Source organism: Arsenophonus endosymbiont of Bemisia tabaci Q2 (assembly GCF_902713415.1).
Classification (GTDB): domain Bacteria; phylum Pseudomonadota; class Gammaproteobacteria; order Enterobacterales; family Enterobacteriaceae; genus Arsenophonus.
Genome location: NZ_CACTIE010000304.1, coordinates 1 through 1,079, shown reverse-complemented (window position 1 = coordinate 1,079; position 1,079 = coordinate 1). Strand labels below are relative to the sequence as shown.

Sequence of the window (1,079 nt, the reverse complement as noted above, 5' to 3'; positions counted from 1 at the left end):
CCCAAGTCCTTATCCGAGTACTTCCTAAAAACAGTGTAATCATGATGGATAATGCAACTTTTCACAAGAAACAGAGTATTCAACAAGTCATCATCGATGGGGGGCATATGGTGGAATATTTTCCTACCTATTCGCGAGATCTTAATCCAATTGAACATAAATGGGCACAAGCTAAATGCAAAAAAAGAACGCTCGGATGCGACACAGATATTTTGTTCGCACTCAATATGGTGTAATCAAAATTAAGTGGCTTAGCTATAGTGTTGGATTTTTAAAATCCAAAATAGTGGAAATTTGTTTATAAGCTTCTGTTAAATCTAAATATACTAATTTTTCTGTCATAGCGGTTATGGCTTGCTGTTTAAATTCTGCACTGTTGTCAGTAATAACTAAGTCAAAAATAGGATCCAATTTTCCTTTAGCCATATCTGTTCGATAAAAAGCTTTAATCGAACAATCAGGAAAAGCATTAGTAATAAAAGATTGTGCTGTGGCAATAGTGCGCTGTAGATTGTGCGCATAAATATAAACATTATTTGAGTCTGGACATTGATCTGGCCGAAAAAGCCCCACTCTATCAAACCAAGACCCAAAGTAGTTTCCCATATAAATCTCTAATTGACGGCCTTTATTGGTAAGATTTCCATCTTTAGTATGCCAAAATAGGCTAAAGTTTATTCGTTGCGCGGGCTAATATAACCTCATATATTATTGGTGCTCTTAAATTATGTCTACTTAAAATTAATAGCTGAGTCAATTCATAATCTTGAAATTTTTCTAACAAATAACTAACTGGCGATATTAAAGGTAAAAGAAGCCATATCATTACTCTTTTTTCATCTTTTCAACGCTTCTTTAAAGTTCATTATAATTTATTTTTTAAAAAAACTTTATTTATATGGAGTCAATTAAAAATAAATTTCATTTACCATAAAATTTTGACTTTGCTTGTTTTTAAGAATATTTATTAATTTCCACTTCAATTACATAAAATAAGATGGTAGGAAAATATTCCACCATATGCCCCGCATCGATGATGGACTTGTTGAATACTCTGTTTCTTGTGAAAAGTTGTATTA

Annotated in this window: 3 protein-coding genes; 2 read left to right on the top strand and 1 reads right to left on the bottom strand. The window is 31.9% G+C overall.

What is annotated here, in order from left to right; translation table 11 throughout:
• Nucleotides 1-236: transposase (locus ARSQ2_RS11555; protein ID WP_181995368.1), on the top strand; the 236-nt coding region annotated here is incomplete at its 5' end.
• Nucleotides 176-304, top strand: a complete 129-nt coding sequence (locus tag ARSQ2_RS13970) for a hypothetical protein (RefSeq protein ID WP_255487714.1) — start codon at nt 176-178, stop codon at nt 302-304. The genes ARSQ2_RS11555 and ARSQ2_RS13970, both read left to right, overlap by 61 nt.
• Here the strand turns inward: ARSQ2_RS13970 and ARSQ2_RS15170 are convergent.
• Entirely contained in the window at nt 256-678 is a 423-nt protein-coding gene (locus tag ARSQ2_RS15170) for a histidine-type phosphatase (RefSeq protein ID WP_181995369.1), read from the bottom strand. The genes ARSQ2_RS13970 and ARSQ2_RS15170 overlap by 49 nt on opposite strands.
• Nucleotides 679-1,079: the final 401 nt, after the last annotated feature.

Coding starts and splice junctions, on each gene's coding strand:
- ARSQ2_RS13970 (WP_255487714.1), top strand. CDS start 176: ATGCAAAAAAAGAACGCTCGGATGCGACACAGATATTTTGTTCGCACT.